Raw genomic sequence first — 20149 nt, forward strand, 5'->3', positions numbered from 1 at the left:
AAGTGTGTCGTCGCCGATCTGCTGGGCGGCATTCAGAGCTTCTCCGAGATCGCCGCGATCCAGGATGCCATTCTGGTCGGTGGACTTGCCCCAAACCCCGGCAAAGCAATCAGCCTGAAGCTCTACCCGCACAGACATCTGGTTCGACTGAGCCTCGCTCATGTTCTGCCGCGCCTGATTGACCTTCGGCAGAATGCCAAGCAGGTTCTGGACGTGGTGCCCGACCTAATGTGCCACCACATAGGCTTCCGCGAAATCGCCGGAGGCTTTGAAGCGCTGATCGAGCTCCTGGAAGAAGCTCGTGTCGAGATAGACCTTGCGATCGTTCGGGCAATAGAACGGCCCGCTCGCAGCCGACGCAAATCCGCAGGCCGAGCGCACCTGTCCGGAAAACAGGACAAGCGTCGGATTCTGATAAGTCTGGCCGCTTTGCTGGAAGATCGATCCCCAAATGTCTTCCGTTTCTGCCAGCACAGTTCGGACAAACGCCGTCGTGTCGTCGTTGGCGGGGGGCGCACCGTTTTGTTGTTGCTGCTGTCCATCGCCGGTACCGAAGCCGACGTCGCTCCCTGACAGCAGCGTCAACGGATTGATGCCGGTGATCCAGCAGATGATGAGGACGACGACGATGCCACCGATCCCGAGGCCGCCGCCGCGTCCTCCACCACCGATCGGGATGCGAAATCCGCCGCCTTGCCCGAGTGACCCGCCGGATGAACCGCGCTGGTCTTCCACCTGATCCGATTGGCGACGACCTCTCCATTCCATGCCGGTATCCTTATGACGGTTTGTGCTTGCAATGTTGCTTGATCAACGGCGGCCCTGAATTGCATGATAAAGCCACAGCACGACAACTGAGCCGATCACGGCAACGATGAGGCTGTAGATATTGAAGCCGGTGACGCCATTGGCGCCAAAGAAGCTAAATATCACACCGCCGATGATGGCGCCGACGATGCCGAGCACGATGTCCATAAGGACCCCCGCGCCGGTCTTGTTGACGATCTTGCTGCCGATAAAGCCGGCGATAAGCCCGAGGACAATCCATCCAATTACTGACATGCGCGCACCTGTTGTTGCCTGACCTTGTCTTTGCTCCGATAAAAATTAGATCAGCAAGATCGAATGAGAAGGAGAGTGACATGGGTATTTTTGATGATGCCGTTCCGGGCGGCAATATCTCCAAGCCGCTGATGATCGCGCTTGGCGCCCTGCTGGTCGGCAAAATGTTTGCCGGGCGGTCGGCTGACCCGGAGGCTGGGCAACAGAAAACGCCTCAGCAGCAGCACGACAACGGCGGCCTGCTCGGCGGCCTCGGTGGTCTCCTGGACAGACTCACCAACGCTGGCCATTCCGAGACCGTCGACTCATGGGTCAAAGCCGGTGACAACAAATCGATTGCACCCGGTCAGTTGCAGGACGCCGTGGGCAGTAAAACGATCAGCGATCTGGCGCGGCAGGCCGGGGTATCCGAGCAGGAACTGCTCGAGCAGCTCTCGAAGGTCTTGCCAGGCGTGGTCGACAAGCTCACCCCGAACGGTCAGGTGCCGGACCAGCAGAGAGTTGCAAGCCTGCTTGGCGGATCGTCCATCGCTTGATTGCACGACTGCGATCGTAACGCTTTGTGACTTGCCAATGGCTGCCGAAGCAGTTCATGCCGGTCATGTCGAATGTATCGATTAGGCCTAATCCCCGTGCGCTGGCGGATCCGCACGGGCCTTTTGTTTGCCGACAGTCACCGACGGCGCCTTTGCCCGTTGCTCAAGAACAGAGTGACTGACAATAGAAACCCGCCGGCTATCACCGGCGGGTTGATCGAAGCTTCAGTTGGGGCCGGCTAGTCGAGCAGGTCAGCCGGGACCTTGCCACCGTTTTCCGACAGCTTCTTCATCAGAGCCTTGTGCAGGAAGGTGTTCATCTTCGCGCTGTCGTGTAAATCGCCGGTGTAGCCGAGCTCACCAGCAAGCTCCTTGCGTTCTTCGAGACTTGCATCCATGCCCAGCGCCTTCATCAGGTCGACGATCGAATGGCGCCAGTCGAGTTTCTGACCGGACTTTTTTACAGCGTTATTGAGTACGGTCTCGACGTCGACAGGCTGGCCTGAGGCCGCCGAGGGTGAGGTCGGCGCGGATGACGACATCTGACCTGGAGCGTTTGTCGGCTGACCAGCCGGCGATGCTGCTGACGTGGCTGAGCCGACAGGCGCGACCGGCGACGGCTGACCGGGCGCGGCGGGCGACGGCGAAGCGGGGGTCGGATTAACGCCGGGCGCGGTTGTTGCCTGCGCAGTGCTCTGGGCCGCGTGGGCTTCGCCAAACAAGGCGTGCTTGATGCGATCGAAAATACCCATGATGTGTTTCCTCAGTGTCTTGAGTTTTTTTGGCTGCTAATACGTGCCGATCGATCATCGCGCAGACTGCAGGGTTAGCCTGGAAATGCCCGCCGCTACATTTAATCCGGTGCTGGTCTCGCCACTAAGAGGCTGCAGACCGAAATTTCTTGCGTCACCACCTACCAGCGCATTTGCGCCAAGTCCGACGCCGACCGAGGCGCCCGCTGAAGCGCCGACGTAAGTGCCAGCCAGGGCACCAGATCCGACTGATGTCGGTTTGACATTCACAACCAGCCAGCTGAGATAAGACTTGCGGGTGACCCCGACATCGATCCCGAGCTTACCAATCGATCCCACATAGTGTTCCGACTTGCCCTTGTTGCGCTTGAAAGTGCAATCTACAGCCTTGCTTGACCCGATAATCAGGCCAACGCCGCCAGCGACAGTGCAGGTCAGCGTTCCCAGTCGCTCTTTCGGCTGACTGGCGACATGCTGTGAGCTTTGCTTATGCATAGATGCAGCCTGAGCCGTTGAGCCAAGTGCAAAGGCACAGCTAGCCGCGATCATCGCAATTCTATTCATGGTGGTTCTCCCTGTTCGTCCGACAAGAACGCCGCGCGCCCTAATTCGTTCATCGGGCAAAGAAACAAAGGCAATATCGAGTACGGCTGGATTTTTGCGCCGGGCTCGGCTGTCACCGACATATAGAACCTTCCATTGGTCGGTTTGCCTAATCGATATTATGCTGATCTACATTTACCAGGCTGGATGCAGGAACAAATCTTCTAAATTTTTATTGTTTCCATTTAGCTAGGAAGTGAGAGGACAATGACCGAGCTGGGGGTGGACGATCGTGGCAGTAGGTCTCAAGAAGTCGTGGCGGCTAATCAAAAGCTAAAATCTTTGATCGCGGCCGCGATTTCTGCGGAGCCGGGTTTTGAGACATCAGGAGTAAGGATTTCGGTATCTGCAGGGTACGTGGTGTTGGAGGGCTACGTGGCGGAACCCGAGCAGATTGCCAAGGTAATGGGAATAGCGGGTGGGATTGTCGGAAGCGAGCGCGTGAAATGCTTTCTTTTCTGCTGGAGTTGAGCTTAAAGCTTGGCGTTGTCCGTATTTTCGATACCAAATCGGAACTTCTGCCCGCAGGTTCGCTACTTGATGCAGGTGAGTTCAAAGGCGATCGGCGTCTTGCAGCGTAAGTGCCGCGCCATCCAGCGGATGTTTGCCGAAGTCACGTCTTGGTACGTGCCATGGATGGCGCGGGTATAGCCTCACCTAGAGGTTTCCGAACGGCACGCTGAGAAGACGGTCTTTACGCGTTTCTAACCGATAAGCTCGAACGAGGGCTCGGGCCGCAGAATTATTACCAAAAATTGTGGATGATGATCGGCGAGCATCCGCATCGGGAACTGTTCGAACTTCCCGCTCCGCTTGAGTGGCGACAGCTTGGCACAATCGACCTCGGCTTCGACGTGATCGTGCTCAGCGACGCTGTCTGCAGTGTCGCTGATCAAACCGATGATGCTGCTGTCGATCTGCTTGGCGACCGCTTCCCGGTCTAGCTCGTCTGAAGACCGAGGATTTTCTGTCAGCCGTAACCAATTGGGGAACGGACAGTCATCCAGGGCTTTATTCCTGCTGAATCCTAACCGGGGATACGCTCTGCGGGAATCGCCGTCCGATAACTCTGTATTCGAAGGATACTTCCATGTCGATCAAAGCCCTTGCTTTCAACAGCACCCTTAAATCGTCCACTTCCTCTGAGTCCTCCTCGACGGGGAAGCTGCTCGAGCTCATAGCCAAAGAGTTCGAGAAACACGAGGTCGAGACAGAGATCGTCCGGCTCGCCGACCACGATATCAAGCCCGGCGTGACATCGGACGAAGGCGAAGGTGATGCTTGGCCGAAAATCAGAGATAAGGTACTCGAAGCCGACATCGTTTTAGTCGGTACGCCGATCTGGCTCGGGCAGCCTTCCAGCGTCTGCAAGCGGGCTCTGGAGCGCATGGACGCATTCCTGGAGGAGACGGACGAGCAAGGGCGGATGGTGTCCTATGGCAAGGTCGCAGCGGTCGCGGTCGTCGGCAATGAGGACGGCGCCCATCACGTGTCGGCCGAGGTGTACCAGGCGCTCAACGATGTTGGCTTTACCATCCCGGCCAATGCCGTTGCCTATTGGGTGGGAGAGGCGATGGGCTCGACCAACTTCATCGATCTCGACGAAACGCCTGAAGAGGTGGAGACGATGATCTCGATGCTGGCACGCAACACGGCTCATCTCGCAGGTCTGTTGAAGACATCGCAATATCCGGGTGAGGATGAGTAAAGCCATCGGCGGCGGGCCTCGGCTGATTTCGAAGCCACCTGAGGAACAGTCGCCTTGTTGTGAAGTTCGTTATGCGAGATCAATCCGATCTCTAAAAGGAGGAGTGCAACATGGCATCGACAAGCGGTACCCAATCAAAGGGCAGCTCGAAGTCGGGCGGCAGCAAAAGCGCGTCGTCTTCGGATAAGAACTCGACTTCATCCGGCAAGCAGGGCGGCTCGCATGAGCAGCATGTCAAAGCTGGCGAGCAGAGCCACAAGAACTCAAAGTAACTTCAACGGCTCCTCGGGGCCGGACGGATGGAGGGCGCGGACTTAATCCGCGCCCTTTTGAATTATGCGATCGGAGGAGATGCCTTGCCAAGCTTCACAGATGGCTCACGGCCCCAAACACGCAGCTTGCCAAGTTCTTCAACGAAACTGGACAAGCCCTCTTCGCCCGGCAGCGCGAGCACGCCTTCATCAAGGGCGTCAGCGATACCCGCCTTCTCAAGAAGCGGCATGGCCGACTGGTCGTAACCGATGAACTTGCAATGTTGAAAGGCATCCGCCACGAAGTCGCGCGCCGTCGCCTCTTTGAGAAGATCGTCGATCGCGGCGGCCGAGGTCAGCAGCGCCACGGCGTCAAACAGGACGGACGGTCCGCCGTCGATCATGTGCTTCGCTTCGACGAATTTGCCGTCCGACGCCGTGACCCCTCCCACCTTCGGCGCGATCAATTCGACGACTGCCTTTTCCTTGATGACGGCGTCCATCAAGCCCTTGAGGAGCTTGGCGTCGACGCCGTCAGTGACCAGAATTCCGAGCTTGCGGCCTTCGAAGCGTTTCGGGCCGCGCTCGACAATGCTGAGTGCCGGCGATGGTTCGAGATCCTGCCGCGTTGGAACAGCAGCATCGGCGGGCTGTGGTATCTGCTGGATACCGAGCTTCTCTGCCACAGTCGTGGCTAAGGTCTCGTCGATATTCAGCAGGTGCGAGACCACCCGCTCACGGATCGCAGGTATCTCGACCTTGCTGAGCTCGAAGGTCAAGGCAGAGGCGATATGGCGCTGTTCGGCGCCGGTCTGGCTGATATAGAACTGCCGCGCCTGGCTGTAGTGATCAGCAAAGCTTTCGGGGCGGAGGCGGACCTTCTGACCTTGCTCCTCAGCAGCGAAGTGGCGGAAGCCTCGCGTCGGCGACTCCCGCGGACCTTCGCCATGGGAATTCGGCTGATAGTTCGCACGGCCGACGGGATTGCGCATCGCCATGTGTCCGTCCTGCTGGAAATGCGCGAAGGGACACTTCGGTGCATTAATCGGCAGGTGCGTAAAGTTCGGACCACCAAGGCGTTTCAGCTGGGTGTCAAGGTATGAGAAATTACGCCCCTGCAAGAGTGGGTCGTTGCTGAAATCGATGCCCGGCGGCACGTTCTGGGTCATGAACGCCACCTGCTCGGTCTCCGCGAAAAAGTTGTCGGGCATACGATCGAGGACCAGACGGCCGATCGGCTGAGGCGGAAGGATTTCTTCCGGGATGATCTTGGTCGGATCGAGAACGTCGAAATCGAAGCTGTCGGCGAACTCCTGATCGAACAACTGGACCTGTAGCTCCCATTCCGGAAAGTTGCCCGACTGGATCGCCTGCCAGAGATCGCGGCGGTGAAAGTCCGGGTCAGCGCCGTTGATCTTGACCGCTTCGTTCCAGGCAACAGACTGCAAGCCCAGCTTCGGCTTCCAGTGGAATTTGACGAAGGTGGATTCGTCCTTGGCGTTGACAAAGCGGAACGTGTGGACGCCAAACCCTTCCATGAAGCGGAAGGACCGTGGAATCGTCCGATCCGACATGATCCACATCACCATGTTCATGCTCTCGGGCGTCAGGCTGATGAAATCCCAGAAATTGTCATGCGCCGTCTGCGCCTGCGGGAAGGCGCGATCGGGCTCCTGCTTGGCGGCATGGATCAGATCCGGGAACTTGATGGCATCCTGAATGAAGAACACCGGGATGTTGTTGCCGACCAGATCCCAGTTGCCTTCCTGTGTATAGATCTTGACGGCGAAACCGCGCACGTCGCGGGCCAGGTCAGCCGATCCCTTGTTGCCGGCGACCGTCGAGAAGCGGACGAAGGCTGGAGTTTTTTCGCCGGCACGCTGAAAGAGGTCGGCTTTCGTATAGGCTGCGAGAGACTCGTAAGTCTCGAAATAGCCGTGCGCGCCATAACCTCGCGCGTGAACCACCCGTTCCGGGATGCGCTCGTGATCGAAGTGAAAGATCTTCTCCCGGAAATGAAAATCGTCGACGAGAAGCGGTCCGCGCGCGCCGACGCGAAGCGAGTTCTGATCGTCGGAAACTGGCCCGCCCTGCGCTGTGGTCAGCACCGGAGCGTCGCCTTCCGCATACTGATGCAGCTCGCCGCCTGTGCCGCGCTGAAGCTTCTGGTCATGAATGGTGACTGTGTCGCTCGCGGATGAGGCGGACGCGGTTTTCGTTGTTCGCTTGGCCATCTGTATTCCCCTGTTGAAAAAAACATGAATCGAAAAAAGGCCGCCCAACGGACGGCCCTTCGACAGCTGGCTCAGGCAGCCTTGCCTTTGCCCTTGGCATTCGCCTGGGCCTTGGCAAGCTGTGTCAGCTTCTGGTCTGTGGCTTCTTCTTCGGCGAGGTTCGCCTGCAGGAGCGGCACTGCATCATTGAGACCGAGTTGCTCGGCCCAGGCAATCAGCGTGCCGTAGCGAGCGATCTCGTAGTGTTCGACCGCCTGGGCCGACGAGATCAGACCGGCGTCAAGGGCCGGGGAGCCCTTGAACTCCTCAATGATTTCCTCGCCCTCGGCGATAATGCCTTGGATCGCCTCGCAAGTCTTGCCGCGGGCCGGCTTGCCGAGCAGCTCGAACACCTGTTCGAGACGGTCGATCTGGCCCTGCGTTTCGTCGCGATGTTGCAGGAATCCCGCCTTGCCCTCTTCCGAATAGGCAGCGCGAGTCATCTTAGGCAGAGCCTTGAGGATCTGCTTTTCGGCAAAATAGATGTCCTTCAAGGTATCGAGAAATAGGTCGTCGAGTGTTTTCGTACTGGCCATGATGTCCTCCTGATCGTGATGACGGGAAACGGCCGATTGCCTAATGGTTCGGTCAAGCGATCGGGCGCCGTCGCGGGAGCGGCAGCGCGGAGTTTCAACCTGCGGCGTGTGTCATTGTTCCAGTACGCTAGCGGACGGTGAGTGGGAATTCACACGTCGGTCAATCTTGCTTCTTTATAATACTGATGTTGCCGCTGACTTCGAGGATCGCAAACTTGATGTCGCTCACACGTTCGATACCCTCCTGATTGCGGGCCGCCTCCATGACATCCTCCTTGTCAAGGCGGCATCCTCGCAATGCCCGTTCGTCATATCGACCATCGGCAACGAGCACGGTGGGCACGCCATCGATGACGTGTGCCGTCTTGGGCGACCATCGCTTGAGGTAGGACAAAGCGATATCGGTGGTGAACAACGTCAGGATCAGGATAATGGCGTTGGTGATCGAAAAGTCGTCGCCAAGCATTGCCTGCTGCGTGGTCTCGGATATGACGAGCACGATGACAAGGTCGAACGGTGTCATCTGCGCCAGCGTCCTCCGTCCCGAAAGGCGGATGATAACAAGCAGCGTGAAGTATATTGCCAGTCCGCGGATGACAGCGTCCATGGTGAGCCTCAGGGGAGAATGAGCGTGGAGCGTTCGGAAACGTCGTCGCCGATCCCGACCTCGTAAGAACGCCAACCGGGGTGCTGCGTTTGCAAGCGAAATACGATGCTGGTCGGTCCCGCCGGGTCGGCGGGAAAGACGTACCCGATGCGTCCCCCGCGCGCGACGGTCGCCTTTTGTGGTGGATCGATCCCGTCGACCGAAAAGCTTTCGAGGAATTGAGGATCGACGAAAATGATCTGGTCGTGTGCGGCCGCAATCAATGTAACCTTCAGATCGTCCGGTGCATTCCAGCGAGAGATCGCCGGAAGATCGATCGTGCCTTGCGTGAGGTGAACGACCGATCGGGAGAACATGCCGCCGCGGCCAAGCAGCCCGAACAGGCATGCCAACAGGATGAAAGCAAATGCGACCCAGGCGCATCGCTGGGCAAGCCAGAACCGGCGCTGAAACGGCCCATGATCCTCGACACCTTCCGGCAAAGGTATGGGCTTGGAGCTTCGTTTCATGGGAATCCTCTGTGCTCTTCCAATGGCGGTGAGCCGGACCTACTCGACAAATTCGACGACCACGCCCGGCTTGACCATCCCGGCCAGTTCCTCGACGTCCCAGTTGGCCAGCCGAACACATCCATGCGATCCGACCTTGCCGATCAGTTCCGGTTCAGGCGTGCCGTGAATGCCGTAGGTCGGCTCCGTCAGGTCGATCCAGACGGTTCCGACAGGCCCGTTCGGCCCGCTGGGCAGTTCAAGGATCTTCTTGTTGTTGCCCTGCTGGAAATTGATTTTTGGATTGTAGGTATAGGTCGGCATCCGCGAGACGCCCTTGACCTTGTGCGTGCCGGTCGGCGACGGCGAATCCTGGCTGCCGATCGTCGCCGGATACACCGCGAGCAGCGAGCCGTCTTCGGCGAAAGCGAAGACCTGCGCCAGTTTGCGATGAACCTCGATCCGCTTGACCGATCCGGTCCTCGTAGCACCGGGAATGGCGACAGCGATCGTTTCGCCCGGCTTGAAGGCCGCCGTCGGATTGAGGGCCTTGATCAGCGCGATATGCATGTGGAACCGTTCGGCCAGCTTCTCGGCAATGCTGGTATAGCCGAGATGCTCCATACTGGCCTGCTCGGCATAGTCTTTCGGAATGCTCTCGACGATATCCTTGCCGTCCTCCTGAGTGATGGCATAGGCCTGGATGGCCGGGGCATCATCGGTCAAGCGGCCCAATACGTCGGGATCGAGCTTCCCATCCACTGGCAGACGCTGAAGCGCCTCGAAGCCGGCAATCGCTTTCGTCAGGTTGTCGCCGAAATAACCGTCGATGACACCCGGCGATGAACCAGCCCGGTCGAGCAGGACCTGCAGATGCACGATGGCTGGATTGGGCTCAGTCTGTTTTTCCGCCGGCGCCTCGATCGGAAGGGAAGCGATGGCGGAGGTATTGACGGCTTGTGCGTCGATCGGCGCTGCAACGGCTGGGGAACAGAGCGTTAGAGCGGCGGTCAGTGAAAAGTACCGAAAGGCATTCTGCATGGAGGCTACCGATAAATTGAGGAGAGCCTCTCCACCCGGTGGATGGAGAGGCTTCATTGGATAAAGGTCGTGGAAAAGGCCGCCGTTTGCGGCGGCCTTGATCTTGTTAAAGGGTGCGGCGAGTGGTGGTTTCCGCCAGCAGCAAAGCCTTCTTCGTGCCGTAGGAGCCACCGAACCAGGCTGCCACAGCCCCGAGCAGGAGGGCGAAGAAGCCAAGGATCGCACCGGCTGAGACAGCCTTGGTGGCCGTCTGGGCGGCATCGAGCGCCTGCTGCTTCGCAGCTGCAATATTGTCTCGGTAGGTCTTCTCGTACTGCTCGACCTGGGTCCGGGCCTGATCGACCGGGATGTTCTGTGCCTTCGCGATCGCATCGGCGGCGCGGTTGCGGGCATCGGCAGCTTTCGCCTGGTCACCGGTCACCGCAGCCTGCACGGCCGACACGGCGGCATCACGCAGGGCTGCCGGATCGTTGCCGCCGGACGCATTGCGGATCTGCTGCTCAATCCCCGCCATCGGGTTGGCCGAGTTGGCGAGGGCAGGGGCTGCAGCCGTGGCAGCGGTCGCCGCCGTCTGGCCGACACCGCCGACAATGCTCGACAGACCGCTGAACGCGCCGCCGATGAGGGCACCCACCGACGTCGTCAGCAGATAAAGGATGACCAGGGTGGTGACGGCCCAGGTAGTCACACCCTGATACCCGCCTGTCGAGCGGCTTGGACGTCCGGAAAGGCGGCTGGCGGCATAACCGCCGACGAAGGAAGCAACGATGCCGGCCACAACGAACCACGCGCCACCGGCGATGGAGAAGGTGCTGGCATTCGGGTTGTCATAGGTTGCCGGATCAATAACGGCGGCGCCAATGCCGACGCCCAGAAGATTGAGGAGGAACTGGACGGCGAGTGCCAGTACGACCCCGGCGAAGATCGCGCCCCACGACACCTTATGCAAAGTGGCTGTGAGGGAGGGGTCGACGTAAGCCGCATCGCGGGAAACGTGGACGGAGACAGGTTCGGTCATGGTGCATCCTCTTCATCACGGGAACGTGAGTGCCACACTAACGCCGCAATTGCCGTTCGGTTCCCGTACCACCAAGGACAAAAAAGACCGGCGATGGGACCGCCGGTCTCTGGTGCAAATAAATCAAACGAAGAGCCTTGATTAGTCCTTGCGGACCGCGCGGTCGGACCGTTCATCTTCGACTTCCACCTCGGTACGACGGACGCTGTCGCTGATGGTCTCCTCGCGCTGCTCGGCGGTCCTGCGCAGCGCGATCTCTTCGACAACGCATCCTTCGAGACGACAGCCTCTTCATGGTGCTCTTCGGCCTCGATCGTGCGGTCGACGAAGGCGTTTTCCGTTCCCGATACAGGTCGGTCGACCGTGCGGCGTTCGATGCTGACGTTTTCATCGCGCAGCGATACCTGTTCACTGACAGGATTTTCGACCACGTAGGAACGGACACGCACCCGGCCATGGTTGGTCACGTCACCTTCTGTACGAACGGCCGGTGCTTCTGACACTTCACGGCCGATCGCGACCCGCGTCCCCTCGACATTCTCGCTGTCGAGGTGTGCTTCCGCTGCTTCTGTGACAAAATCGGGTTTCGTGCTGACGCGAACGCGGCCGTCGCTCACGGCGCGCTTGTCGATGACAAGCTGTTCTTCGATCAGTGAGAGTTTTTCGTCAGGCTTGGTCATCCGCATTCCAGATTGTTGCGACCAGCATTGAACGAGCCGAATCCAACCTTGTTACTTGGAAACTATCTCCACCTTGCTTGCGGCAAATCTTTGCAAAAGCGGACTTGTCCCGGAACAAAATTTCCAGACGGCGATTGTGTCGCTCACGAAGAAAGGTTGGATAAACATGATGAATATCCTGATCGTTGAAGACCAGTGGCTGTTATCGAGCGCGGTCGAAGAGGCAGTCTTGTCGCTTGGGTATGAGGCCATCGGGACGGCAGCCACGGCAGAGGAAGCGTACCAGCTTGCCGACAAGGCAGAGGTCGCATTTGTCGATGTCAATCTCATCGATGGTGCGACAGGCCCCGAAATCGGCCGACGTCTGGCAGCAGATGGGGTCACCGTCGTCTTCATGACTGGCAATCCGGAACAGCTTGGTTCAGGCGTTGATGGCGCCCTTGGGGTGATCTCAAAGCCGGTGATGGACCTGGAACTGGTCGAGACGATCCAGTACGCAACGGATCATCATGCCGGGCGGGACTGTATCGCTCCAAAGCGCTTTATTGCGTTTCACTGACGACGACTGCCTGGCGAGACCCTTCTATTCGTTGAGCTCGTTTCGTGTGACGCTCGCCAACTCGTGGAGCGCCTCAGCGCGGCGTGGCTCTTCCTCAGCGGCTAGGATAACCGCGTAGAAGGCGGCACGAGATATTTCTTTTTTAGACGCAGTAGGGTGTTTCTTTCGGACCGCGTCCACAAGATCCTTCGGTCGCATTCCCGGGAGAGCGAGTTCGGCGATCGTCCGCGCGATATCCTCAATGTCTCTTGCCATCACCTTCTCCATTCGAGGGTGAGATAGCGAAGGGAGATGACAGCGCGATGTCAGAACGCGTCTGGTCCGCTCAAAGTCAGATCGGCATTCTCAGGCGCGTTTCCGGATGCGTCAGGTCAGGCCTTGCCCCCAACGACACGATTCCGCCGCTCAAGCGAGAGTGTGTAGGCGGGTAAATTCCGTCAACTTCCCGATTGAAGCCTCATCTTTCGTAAGCGCTCCGTCTTCAGCCGTCGCTCCTCCGCCTCAGCCTTGATCGACGCCATGGCGCTGTAATGCGTTGCGTCGAAGCGTTGCTTCCTGTCCGCCAAGGAGCTCTTCTCGCGGTTTCGCTTTTGTGGAATGCCGTCATCTTTGTCCATCACAATGAACTAATGCTCGGCAAAACAGCGGCAAGTAGAGGAGTTGCGTCAACAAGAAGAATGTACGGCAGGTACTGTGCTGACGCACCATCGGAACTTATTATTTCGGGATGACGTTATCTGGCACCTCATCTTGGAAAGCCCCCATGGCGACGATCCCAAATCTTCTTCCCCCGCAGTGCAGGCTTACTTACGGTAGATTCATGATGGGCTACAGCTTCGCAGTCGGAATCATTCAGGCATCGCCCTAGGCATCCACCCTGACATCAAAAGCCCCGCTACGGCTTTGGGATCGTAGCGGGGCCTAATAACCAACCCCGGAGCGGACGCAACAGGGTTTGGCATCTTATAACAGCAAAGGCGTGAAAAGGTTCCTGCGCTTTCTCGCCCTGACCTCGTGGGCTTGGCATGACAGTCGCCCTTGAATTTAGATGAAGCCGGCCAAGATCTACGACAGCCATGTAATGCCCAAGGTCACGAGGGCTGCCACGGCTGCAGAAAGTGAAACGCTGAAAAATAATTTCGGGGAGAAGATTGTTTCATAGCCTTGAGATATCGATCAGCCCTTGGTAGCGCAACAACGAGGGCTACGCCCCGAGGTCGAATTGGCGAGTTAAGCCGCGGCATAAATAACGCCAAAAATTGTGAGAACACCGATTAACGTGCATGCCACGATGCAACCAACAATGACAATCTTCCCATCGCCGACGCTTCGGGTTGGAAGGGGGTAGTCGGGAAACTGCTCGTTAGCTGACTTCATGAAATTCGAAGCCTCACGTTGGTTCTGTGGCTAGAACCCACGGTAGCAGCAAAGGTTCCGAATAGACGGCGACCATCGCGGCAGCCTCTGTGGCTTGTTACTTCTTGATGTTCGGATTTGCAGAATGGTAACTATCGACCCAGATCATGGGACGGTCATCTTCATCTGGATATGGGCACTCATTCGAACTTTTGTCTCGAAGTGCAGCGATTATGCCCTCGTAGCGTACAGCTTTTTGCTCTTCGTCTGTAAGGTTCATTTTATTTCCAAAGAGTCGATAAATAGATCGTTGACGATAACGCCGGTAGCCTGGTTGGGCGTGGATTTCTCCCAACCAAGCCTGCTAGGCATCTTAAGACTTCGGATTTACGATCTCGGACACGGGCGCGTCCTTGACCTCGCCTGGCGTCTTGAAAAAAGTGTAGTAGGCAGCTAACATCAGGCCAATCACGAATATGGCGCCCACGAAAATTGACATACGAGAACGCGCGGTTCTTTCGGTGCTCATAGCTACTCCTCAGGCTACTGCTGTTTCGCTTTGGGCATGTCGCATGAGATAGCTGCACAGGTCGCCGTCGCAGGCCGCCTCTAATGCTTCCGGTGAGTAGCCCGCTAATTGTGCCTCCGCTCGAAGAACACCGCCCAGCATCGCGAATTCTGACGCGTCGTCGCAAGGTATAACATTGAAGCGTCGCTCTGCGACCCTGTCCTCAAGCCAGTCGTGAATAATCATCATGCTTTCTACTCCGTCCGGTGCGTCCATGAACGGATGGGGAGAAGATTTGTTTCACTGACGTTGTAAAATGCCGTAGCTCACATCTGATCTAAGGTGCCACCACGCGCCGAGCTCCACACCTGTTGCTTAAGATGAACGGAGAAGTCCGCACGTGGTGACTAATGGCCAAACACAGAACGCGTAATTCGTTTACTTGATCTCTATCAAAGATTGGCGAGGAAACTGTAGGCGACAAATGCGATCGCTGCGACGGAAAGGCAGACAAAGATAGTGATCGACAGTCGGTTCATTCGCGCCTCGAAAGTTATTGAGTGGAGAACCTCTACCTGCCTGGCACATTCCAACAGCCTACAAAATGAATTAACGAAAGCTTAATCTGCCGCCCTGGCATCTCAAATGAAGGAAAACGTCTACAGGCCCATCTCAAGGCGTTTGCGTTCATATGATGCAAAGGTCTTCGCCGCCGCCTCCTCGTGGAAGCTTCTCTCTGGCCTGCTGCCGCTTTCATGGACATCGAGTTAAGATGTTCCTCCTGAAACCGGAGAGCATGAATGCAAAGACGAATATTCAGCCGCGAGTATAAGCTTGAGGCTGTGAGGCTTGTCAGGGAACGTGGGGTCACTGTTGCGCAGGCGGCTCGTGACCTTGATGTCCACGAGAATGTGCTGCGCAAATGGGTTCGGGAATATTGCGACGACCCCAGCCAGTCGTTTCCTGGAAAAGGCCAGATGAAGCCGGAGCAGCTTGAGATCGAGCGGCTGCGTCGTGAAGTCGCTAGGCTGAAAGCGGAGCGCGATATCCTATAAAACGATCACGGGCTTTGGTCCGCCTGTGCGCGGTAGAAACAGGTCATGCTACAATCGCTACCGGAGGGGAGTTGCCGACTGCTTATTGGAGGCGTTCGACCCCGTTAAAAAACGTGGCACATGGGCTGTTGCGAACTTGAGAGTGGTGACGCAGCTTTGGCGGCGATCCCGGTTAGGAAAATGACGAACTTGCGCGGCCCAGCCCCTCCCCAAACAAAGGAGGAGAAGGCATGCCCAAGACAAAATCATCTGCCTCACAGAACCTTACTCGTGTGAATCCAGGCGCCGCCGCCATCGATATCGGGTCCACGATGCATATGGCGGCGGTCAATCCGGATAGTGATGATATGCCGATCCGAGCCTTCGGCACATTCACACATGACCTGCATGACCTTGCCAATTGGTTCCGTTCTTGTGGCGTCACGAGCGTGGCGATGGAGTCGACCGGCGTCTACTGGGTACCGGCATTCGAGATTCTGGAGCAGCACGGATTTGAGGTGATCCTGGTCAATGCGCGTTATGCGAAGAACGTCCCCGGCCGGAAGACCGACGTCAACGATGCGGCATGGCTTCGCCAGTTGCATTCCTATGGTCTACTACGCGGCAGCTTTCGCCCCAATGCACAGGTTGCCACTTTGCGTGCTTATCTGCGTCAACGAGAACGGCTGGTCGAGTATGCGGCAGCTCATATCCAGCACATGCAGAAGGCTCTGATGGAGATGAACCTACAGCTCCATCATGTTGTCTCCGACATCACCGGTGTGACCGGTATGAAGATTATCCGGGCAATCGTTTCCGGCGAGCGCGATCCCGACGCCTTGGCATCATTGCGTGATGTTCGCTGCCACTCTTCTGTCGAAACAATCCGAGCATCCCTGATCGGTAACGATCGTGATGAGCACGTGTTTGCGCTTTCCCAATCACTGGAGCTTTACGATTTCTACCAGGTGAAGATGTTCGAATGCGACCGCAAGCTTGAGGCAGCGATAGTTTCCATGACCGGCGAACTTGAAGCTCCGCTCGCCCCACTGCCAAAGATCCGGACGAAGACCAAGCAGACGAGTGCACCGTCTTTTGATGTCCGGGCCGCTCTATACGGCCTTACAGGCACCGACTTGACGCAGATTCACGGCCTCGGCTCCTCGCTCGCCCTCAAGCTCATCGGCTAATGCGGAACGGATCTGCTAGCATGGCCCACCGCCAAGCACTTCACATCATGGCTCTGCCTGGCCCCTGGCAACAAAATATCTGGCGGAAGACTTCTCTCGTCGAGAACGCGCCGATCATCGAGCCGGGCAGCCGCGCTGTTGCGGTTGGCAGCCACCACGATTGGTCGAAGCGACACGGCACTGGGTGCATCTTACCGACGTTTGGCAGGGCGCATCGGCAAGCAGAAAGCCCTGACGGCGACGGCACGTAAGATCGCAGTTCTGTTCTTCAATGCGCTTCGGTTCGGCATGGCTTACCGTGATCCTGGTGCAGCGGCATATGACGAGCGCCATCGCGGCCGAGTCCTGGCAAACCTGCAGCGCCGTGCTCGCTCTTTGGGATATCAACTTGATCCCATCCTCGATGCGGAGAGTGTTTCTTAGGAAAGCCGCAGCCTACTTTGCCAAGGACGCGATATGAAATTCGCATTCATTACAAAGCACCGTTCTATCTGGCCGGTGGCATGGCTCTGCGAAGCGCTGGGAGTTTCTCGTTCAGGTTCCATGCCTGGCTCAATCGTTCTCCGAGCGAACACGCCCGTTATGACGATGTCCTGCTGGACAGGATCGCGCAGAGCTTCAAATCCAGCGACCGCACATACGGTGCTCGTCGCGTGTGGCACGAGTGTTGGAAGAAGGATTGTCGTGTGGTCTCCATCGGATCGAGCGACTGATGCGCTTGAATGCGCTCAGAGCCAGGCCAAGACGGCGTGGTTTGCCAAAGGATGTCGGTGATCGTGCCGTCATCATCCCGAACGTCCTCGACCGTCAGTTCGTGACAGATTGTCCGAACCAGAAATGGGTGGCCGACTTCACCTATATCTGGACCGCAGAAGGCTGGTCGTATGTCGCAGCAATCATCGACCTGTCCTCACGCCGTGTCGTTGGCTGGTCGATGAATGCCAACATGACGGCCCAACTCGTCACCGATGCACTGATCATGGCGATCTGGCGTCGAGGAAAGCCGGACGCGCTGCTGCATCATTCCGATCAGGGAAGCCAGGGCGGATTCAACCGGTCGCCGCAACACCTTCGATCATATCCGATTTGAGCAGTCCGTCGAGCGCTTCTGCCGGCGTGCGATAACCCAGCGTTTTGCGCGGCCTGCTATTCAGGGCATGCGCCACAGCGGTGAGTTCATCGGCTCCATGCTGGCTCAGATCTGTACCCTTGGGGAAGTACTGCCGTAGCAAACCGTTTGTGTTTTCGTTGCTACCGCGCTGCCATGGGCTTTGAGGGTCGCAGAAGTAAATATCGAGACCAGTATCGATCTTAAGCTGTGCGTGTTGGGCCATCTCGGCACCTTGGTCCCAAGTCAGGGATTGGCGTAAGTGCGCTGGCAGTTCCATGATCGTTTCGGCGATCGCATCACGGACTGCTTCGGCACCATGCCCAGCAAGCGCAGGACCGTTTTTGACGGATTTATCGATCCCGTGGCCCTGCATGCGTGGCAGGTGCAGAAGCATTGTGAACCGTGTTGTACGTTCGACCAGCGTGCCGATCGCGGAGCTGCCGAGTCCCAGAATAAGATCACCTTCCCAATGACCAGGTACCGCTCGTTCATCGATTTCCGCAGGGCGATCGCTGATCATAAGAGCATTCCCAACAAAGGACTTACCCCGATTGCGAGCACGTTCGCGAGGCAAACGCAGTGCTCGTCCGGACCGCAAACAAGCCGACAGCTCTCGTTTCAAAGCGCCTCGGCTTTGAATGTAGAGTGCCTGATAGATGGCTTCGTGGCTGATGCGCATAGTCGCGTCCTCGGGGAAGTCCAATCTCAGACGCTGTGCAATCTGTTCCGGACTCCAGGCTTTGGACCAGCGTCGGCTTTGCCGATGAACGGCCCGTCGTCCTTTCCATACCACGGCAGGCCCATCAAAGGCGATGCCGCAGGGCGTGGCAATCAGGCCCGAGAGCCGGTCCTGGACGTAATCGCGAAGGGCGACACGGTTACCAGCTTCGCTACCTTCGGCCGCAGGGCCGCTCGATCAGCATGCCATTGCGCAGTGATGGCGCGATAGTTGAAGTCGCCGCCGCGTGTTGCCGAATTTCGTCTAATCTCGCGCGAGATTGTACTGGGTGATCGTCCCAGCTTACGTGCGATGGCTCGGACGCCGGTGCCTCGAGCACACTCCAAAGCAATTTCCTCTCGCTCTGCGAACGTCAGGCTGCGGTTTTTGAGTGGCGTTGCCGAGGGTGAAAGATGTGTGGGAGGCATACCGCCTGAACTCCGAAACCACCGGTTTCCAACAGGGGCAGAGACGCCGGCTTCCACACCGGCATCCTCGCTGGACAAGCCTGCCGCTATTTCTCGCCAGAACCGGCACAGGTTCTCACGCTGCCACACCGGTGGACGCCCTGGCGAGGATAATTTCTGCCGCGTTGATCGCTCCGATTTCCTTCTTCCCGTCACAATAAGCACCTCCATGTTTGGGGTGTTGCGGCGACCGGTTGAATCTGCCCAGTATACGAGCGAGCAGTTCCAGCGCCTCATGGGCGACCACGGCATCACCTGTTCCATGAGCCGCTCCGGAAATGTCTAGGACAACGCAGCAATGGAGAGCTTCTTCTCATCACTGAAAACGGAGAGAACGGCACGCAAGGTATATCGCACGAGGAACGATGCCAGAGCGGACGTGTTCGATTACATCGAGCGTTTCTACAACCCGAGACGTCGCCACTCGACACTGGGGTATCTCAGCCCAAATGACTTTGAAACCAAGGTGTGATTAGCTTAACCTCGTGTCCCATAAACCGGCAGCAGCCCACTCCTCCACCCTCTTACCGTCATTGGTAGCAACGATTCGATCATGTCCTCGTTGGTCAACGATAACGGTCTGAGTCTTCTCGTCTATCATTGTTGGGTCCTTCGGGTGTGTGCGAGCTTATGGATCAAGTGGTCGACTTATCGTCGACTAACCAACTTCGAACTCGACATTGGCACTTATCCATCCGATTTAAACTGTTTTCGATCAGCGGCGTCCACCAATTTTGTGGCTGCACTTTTGAGTTCAGCTAACGCGGCACGCAGCAACTCCGCCTCAGCGATAACTGAACTCTGGATCATCTCGATTTGCGCGATCCGCTGTTCAATATTGTTTTTCATAAGCGCTCCCGAAAAAGATACTTTCTTCATATCCGGGATCGGTTACCACACTGTCACTTAAGGACTCTGTAATTTCGCTCTAGAGTCCAATCGTCTCGTGTTTAATGCCGACGAACAAACCAGATCCGCCAACCAGTGCCACTGTAGCTGCCAGCTGTCCGCGCTGAATTTAGCATGGTGATAGCGGCCATAGCTTCTTCGAATGAATGCACATGTTCGCTTATCACTTCCACTATTTCGTCAGCGGTTAGGTTTTTTATGAAGACTATCGCGTTGGACTGGAAGCCGATGTGAATGAGGTTACTCATCTTCTTTAATTTTTATCGAGGACACAGCCATCCCCGGCGGCTGGACGGGCATTGCTCTGCGGGCGTGCTCTTCGCAAGCTGACGTTTCAAGGTAATCTATTAGTGCAGAGCGAAAGCTTTTAATAGATCCATCACGTATTCTACGTGCTTGGAGTTTCCGAGCTTCGCCATTGCGTTGATCTTTTTCCAATATCGAATCCTTGAAAAAAAGTGCCCCTCGTGAGACGTGACGAGGGGCGTAGGGGAAATGAGGCTGCCTAAATACCTCCCGCTTAAATTACATTGATTCGCTTCAATGATTGCGTGACATAGGCGTGACAGCGGTTTGGATGCAAAACCTTGCGGTCTAGAAACAAAAAAGAGAGGAGGTCCGATTTCTCAGACCTCCTCCTCCAACCTAGAGCACGTCCATTGAACACGGAATCGCGTTGAGGATTCCGTTGGCTTCCGAATTATGATTCCATCGCCCCGACTGTTGATTTGGCCGGAGGCAA

Annotated in this window: 19 protein-coding genes and 6 pseudogenes; 10 read left to right on the forward strand and 15 right to left on the reverse strand. The window is 57.1% G+C overall.

The window, feature by feature from the left end; genetic code table 11:
* Both ypfJ and AC2GXZ_RS31625 read right to left on the reverse strand, forming a co-directional pair.
* Nucleotides 1–768, reverse strand: a pseudogene (gene ypfJ / locus AC2GXZ_RS31620) (KPN_02809 family neutral zinc metallopeptidase); the annotation flags it as partial.
* 42 nt (nt 769–810) lie between these two features.
* Nucleotides 811–1062, reverse strand: a complete 252-nt coding sequence (locus AC2GXZ_RS31625; RefSeq protein ID WP_483763223.1) for a GlsB/YeaQ/YmgE family stress response membrane protein — start codon at nt 1060–1062, stop codon at nt 811–813.
* A gap of 80 nt (nt 1063–1142) precedes the next feature.
* Here AC2GXZ_RS31625 and AC2GXZ_RS31630 point away from each other — a divergent pair, with 80 nt between their 5' ends.
* Nucleotides 1143–1598 (forward strand): YidB family protein, encoded by a 456-nt coding sequence (locus AC2GXZ_RS31630; RefSeq protein WP_483763224.1) that lies wholly within the window; start codon nt 1143–1145, stop codon nt 1596–1598.
* Between the two features lie 239 nt (nt 1599–1837).
* Here AC2GXZ_RS31630 and AC2GXZ_RS31635 read toward each other — a convergent pair whose 3' ends face one another.
* Together AC2GXZ_RS31635 and AC2GXZ_RS31640 are read right to left on the reverse strand one after the other, a co-directional pair.
* On the reverse strand, nt 1838–2350 hold the full coding sequence (locus AC2GXZ_RS31635) for a DUF3597 domain-containing protein (RefSeq protein WP_483763225.1): 513 nt from the start codon (nt 2348–2350) through the stop codon (nt 1838–1840).
* 54 nt (nt 2351–2404) lie between these two features.
* Nucleotides 2405–2914: a DUF992 domain-containing protein gene (locus tag AC2GXZ_RS31640; RefSeq protein ID WP_483763226.1), complete on the reverse strand. Its 510-nt coding sequence runs from the start codon at nt 2912–2914 to the stop codon at nt 2405–2407.
* Between the two features lie 246 nt (nt 2915–3160).
* Here AC2GXZ_RS31640 and AC2GXZ_RS31645 point away from each other — a divergent pair, with 246 nt between their 5' ends.
* The 4 genes from AC2GXZ_RS31645 to AC2GXZ_RS31660 all read left to right on the forward strand — a co-directional run bounded on the left by AC2GXZ_RS31645 (nt 3161) and on the right by AC2GXZ_RS31660 (nt 4933).
* Nucleotides 3161–3424 carry a BON domain-containing protein gene (locus AC2GXZ_RS31645; RefSeq protein ID WP_483763227.1) on the forward strand — a complete coding sequence of 88 codons (264 nt, stop codon included), beginning with the start codon at nt 3161–3163 and terminating at the stop codon, nt 3422–3424.
* A gap of 290 nt (nt 3425–3714) precedes the next feature.
* Nucleotides 3715–3897, forward strand: coding sequence for a hypothetical protein (locus tag AC2GXZ_RS31650; RefSeq protein WP_483763228.1), 183 nt, complete (start codon nt 3715–3717; stop codon nt 3895–3897).
* Between the two features lie 146 nt (nt 3898–4043).
* The gene (locus AC2GXZ_RS31655) at nt 4044–4661 is read left to right on the forward strand and encodes a flavodoxin family protein (RefSeq protein WP_483763229.1); all 618 of its coding nucleotides are present in this window, start codon (nt 4044–4046) and stop codon (nt 4659–4661) included.
* Between the two features lie 110 nt (nt 4662–4771).
* On the forward strand, nt 4772–4933 hold the full coding sequence (locus tag AC2GXZ_RS31660) for a hypothetical protein (RefSeq protein WP_483763230.1): 162 nt from the start codon (nt 4772–4774) through the stop codon (nt 4931–4933).
* A 62-nt stretch (nt 4934–4995) separates the two neighbouring features.
* On the opposite strand, the gene katE is transcribed toward AC2GXZ_RS31660, so the two are convergent.
* The 7 genes from katE to AC2GXZ_RS31695 all read right to left on the reverse strand — a co-directional run bounded on the left by katE (nt 4996) and on the right by AC2GXZ_RS31695 (nt 11555).
* Nucleotides 4996–7146 (reverse strand): catalase, encoded by a 2151-nt coding sequence (katE, locus tag AC2GXZ_RS31665; protein ID WP_483763231.1) that lies wholly within the window; start codon nt 7144–7146, stop codon nt 4996–4998.
* Between the two features lie 71 nt (nt 7147–7217).
* Nucleotides 7218–7721 (reverse strand): YciE/YciF ferroxidase family protein, encoded by a 504-nt coding sequence (locus tag AC2GXZ_RS31670; RefSeq protein WP_483763232.1) that lies wholly within the window; start codon nt 7719–7721, stop codon nt 7218–7220.
* Between the two features lie 160 nt (nt 7722–7881).
* Nucleotides 7882–8328, reverse strand: a complete 447-nt coding sequence (locus AC2GXZ_RS31675) for a DUF421 domain-containing protein (RefSeq protein ID WP_483763233.1) — start codon at nt 8326–8328, stop codon at nt 7882–7884.
* An 8-nt stretch (nt 8329–8336) separates the two neighbouring features.
* Nucleotides 8337–8810: a hypothetical protein gene (locus tag AC2GXZ_RS31680; RefSeq protein ID WP_483763234.1), complete on the reverse strand. Its 474-nt coding sequence runs from the start codon at nt 8808–8810 to the stop codon at nt 8337–8339.
* A 66-nt stretch (nt 8811–8876) separates the two neighbouring features.
* Nucleotides 8877–9857 carry a L,D-transpeptidase family protein gene (locus tag AC2GXZ_RS31685; protein WP_483763235.1) on the reverse strand — a complete coding sequence of 327 codons (981 nt, stop codon included), beginning with the start codon at nt 9855–9857 and terminating at the stop codon, nt 8877–8879.
* Between the two features lie 106 nt (nt 9858–9963).
* A complete protein-coding gene (locus AC2GXZ_RS31690) occupies nt 9964–10875 on the reverse strand; it encodes a PhnA-like protein (protein ID WP_483763236.1) in 912 nt (303 codons plus the stop codon).
* Nucleotides 10872–11555, reverse strand: coding sequence for a DUF2382 domain-containing protein (locus AC2GXZ_RS31695; protein WP_483763237.1), 684 nt, complete (start codon nt 11553–11555; stop codon nt 10872–10874). The genes AC2GXZ_RS31690 and AC2GXZ_RS31695 overlap by 4 nt, the downstream gene beginning before the upstream one ends.
* 73 nt (nt 11556–11628) lie before the next feature.
* Here AC2GXZ_RS31695 and AC2GXZ_RS31700 point away from each other — a divergent pair, with 73 nt between their 5' ends.
* A complete protein-coding gene (locus AC2GXZ_RS31700; protein WP_483763238.1) occupies nt 11629–12114 on the forward strand; it encodes a response regulator in 486 nt (161 codons plus the stop codon).
* A gap of 24 nt (nt 12115–12138) precedes the next feature.
* On the opposite strand, the gene AC2GXZ_RS31705 is transcribed toward AC2GXZ_RS31700, so the two are convergent.
* On the reverse strand, nt 12139–12369 hold the full coding sequence (locus tag AC2GXZ_RS31705) for a hypothetical protein (protein WP_483763239.1): 231 nt from the start codon (nt 12367–12369) through the stop codon (nt 12139–12141).
* A 1639-nt stretch (nt 12370–14008) separates the two neighbouring features.
* Nucleotides 14009–14227: a hypothetical protein gene (locus tag AC2GXZ_RS31710; protein WP_483763240.1), complete on the reverse strand. Its 219-nt coding sequence runs from the start codon at nt 14225–14227 to the stop codon at nt 14009–14011.
* Between the two features lie 551 nt (nt 14228–14778).
* Here AC2GXZ_RS31710 and AC2GXZ_RS31715 point away from each other — a divergent pair.
* The 3 pseudogenes from AC2GXZ_RS31715 to AC2GXZ_RS31725 form a co-directional block, all read left to right on the forward strand.
* Nucleotides 14779–15030 (forward strand): annotated as a pseudogene (locus AC2GXZ_RS31715) (transposase); the annotation flags it as partial.
* A gap of 233 nt (nt 15031–15263) precedes the next feature.
* Nucleotides 15264–16625 (forward strand): annotated as a pseudogene (locus AC2GXZ_RS31720) (IS110 family RNA-guided transposase).
* Nucleotides 16626–17244 (forward strand): annotated as a pseudogene (locus tag AC2GXZ_RS31725) (IS3 family transposase); the annotation flags it as partial. It lies immediately after the preceding pseudogene.
* A gap of 7 nt (nt 17245–17251) precedes the next feature.
* On the opposite strand, the pseudogene AC2GXZ_RS31730 reads toward AC2GXZ_RS31725, so the two are convergent.
* Nucleotides 17252–18669, reverse strand: a pseudogene (locus AC2GXZ_RS31730) (IS30 family transposase).
* Nucleotides 18670–18700: 31 nt separating this feature from the next.
* Here AC2GXZ_RS31730 and AC2GXZ_RS31735 point away from each other — a divergent pair.
* Nucleotides 18701–18970 (forward strand): annotated as a pseudogene (locus AC2GXZ_RS31735) (integrase core domain-containing protein); the annotation flags it as partial.
* A 215-nt stretch (nt 18971–19185) separates the two neighbouring features.
* Here the strand turns inward: AC2GXZ_RS31735 and AC2GXZ_RS31740 are convergent.
* The gene (locus tag AC2GXZ_RS31740) at nt 19186–19377 is read right to left on the reverse strand and encodes a hypothetical protein (protein WP_483763241.1); all 192 of its coding nucleotides are present in this window, start codon (nt 19375–19377) and stop codon (nt 19186–19188) included.
* Nucleotides 19378–20149 lie beyond the last annotated feature (772 nt).

This window comes from Aliirhizobium sp. YIM B11859 (assembly GCF_057163345.1).

What these genes read in the sequence shown, in the direction of transcription:
- AC2GXZ_RS31625 (WP_483763223.1), bottom strand. Translation starts at nt 1,062, where the DNA reads ATGTCAGTAATTGGATGGATTGTCCTCGGGCTTATCGCCGGCTTTATC.
- AC2GXZ_RS31630 (WP_483763224.1), top strand. Translation starts at nt 1,143, where the DNA reads ATGGGTATTTTTGATGATGCCGTTCCGGGCGGCAATATCTCCAAGCCG.
- AC2GXZ_RS31635 (WP_483763225.1), bottom strand. Translation starts at nt 2,350, where the DNA reads ATGGGTATTTTCGATCGCATCAAGCACGCCTTGTTTGGCGAAGCCCAC.
- AC2GXZ_RS31640 (WP_483763226.1), bottom strand. Translation starts at nt 2,914, where the DNA reads ATGAATAGAATTGCGATGATCGCGGCTAGCTGTGCCTTTGCACTTGGC.
- AC2GXZ_RS31645 (WP_483763227.1), top strand. Translation starts at nt 3,161, where the DNA reads ATGACCGAGCTGGGGGTGGACGATCGTGGCAGTAGGTCTCAAGAAGTC.
- AC2GXZ_RS31650 (WP_483763228.1), top strand. Translation starts at nt 3,715, where the DNA reads ATGATGATCGGCGAGCATCCGCATCGGGAACTGTTCGAACTTCCCGCT.
- AC2GXZ_RS31655 (WP_483763229.1), top strand. Translation starts at nt 4,044, where the DNA reads ATGTCGATCAAAGCCCTTGCTTTCAACAGCACCCTTAAATCGTCCACT.
- AC2GXZ_RS31660 (WP_483763230.1), top strand. Translation starts at nt 4,772, where the DNA reads ATGGCATCGACAAGCGGTACCCAATCAAAGGGCAGCTCGAAGTCGGGC.
- katE (WP_483763231.1), bottom strand. Translation starts at nt 7,146, where the DNA reads ATGGCCAAGCGAACAACGAAAACCGCGTCCGCCTCATCCGCGAGCGAC.
- AC2GXZ_RS31670 (WP_483763232.1), bottom strand. Translation starts at nt 7,721, where the DNA reads ATGGCCAGTACGAAAACACTCGACGACCTATTTCTCGATACCTTGAAG.
- AC2GXZ_RS31675 (WP_483763233.1), bottom strand. Translation starts at nt 8,328, where the DNA reads ATGGACGCTGTCATCCGCGGACTGGCAATATACTTCACGCTGCTTGTT.
- AC2GXZ_RS31685 (WP_483763235.1), bottom strand. Translation starts at nt 9,857, where the DNA reads ATGCAGAATGCCTTTCGGTACTTTTCACTGACCGCCGCTCTAACGCTC.
- AC2GXZ_RS31690 (WP_483763236.1), bottom strand. Translation starts at nt 10,875, where the DNA reads ATGACCGAACCTGTCTCCGTCCACGTTTCCCGCGATGCGGCTTACGTC.
- AC2GXZ_RS31695 (WP_483763237.1), bottom strand. Translation starts at nt 11,555, where the DNA reads ATGACCAAGCCTGACGAAAAACTCTCACTGATCGAAGAACAGCTTGTC.
- AC2GXZ_RS31705 (WP_483763239.1), bottom strand. Translation starts at nt 12,369, where the DNA reads ATGGCAAGAGACATTGAGGATATCGCGCGGACGATCGCCGAACTCGCT.
- AC2GXZ_RS31710 (WP_483763240.1), bottom strand. Translation starts at nt 14,227, where the DNA reads ATGATGATTATTCACGACTGGCTTGAGGACAGGGTCGCAGAGCGACGC.
- AC2GXZ_RS31740 (WP_483763241.1), bottom strand. Translation starts at nt 19,377, where the DNA reads ATGAAGAAAGTATCTTTTTCGGGAGCGCTTATGAAAAACAATATTGAA.